Genomic DNA, 333 nt, shown 5'->3' with positions numbered 1-333 from the left:
GGGTGATTAGCTCAGCCGGGAGAGCATCTGCCTTACAAGCAGAGGGTCGGCGGTTCGATCCCGTCATCACCCACCACTTCCTGAGATGTTCCTGCCGCTTCAGGTTTCGCAAGAAGCCCAAAGCCAGAGAGGAACGCACTGCGCAGCGGTAGTTCAGTCGGTTAGAATACCGGCCTGTCACGCCGGGGGTCGCGGGTTCGAGTCCCGTCCGCTGCGCCATTTTTCAGTAACAGATGGGTGCCTGGCACCGGTCTGAAGCCACAAGGCCAACGCCTTGGGCTGATCCCAGTTTCAATCGGGCGCAAGCCTGAACGATACGCAGCGGTAGTTCAG

At 59.8% G+C, this 333-nt stretch carries 2 tRNA genes; both read left to right on the top strand.

The features are described 5' to 3' along the window. Positions 1-76, top strand: a tRNA-Val gene (locus tag G1E_RS01280). A gap of 66 nt (positions 77-142) precedes the next feature. Continuing rightward, positions 143-219 (top strand) — tRNA-Asp (locus G1E_RS01275). Positions 220-333 lie beyond the last annotated feature (114 nt).

Origin of the sequence: Pseudomonas sp. TJI-51, from assembly GCF_000190455.2 — a bacterium.
GTDB lineage: Bacteria > Pseudomonadota > Gammaproteobacteria > Pseudomonadales > Pseudomonadaceae > Aquipseudomonas > Aquipseudomonas juntendi.
Note: the sequence above shows the minus strand (reverse complement) of the source record. Positions and strands in the feature narration are given on the sequence as shown.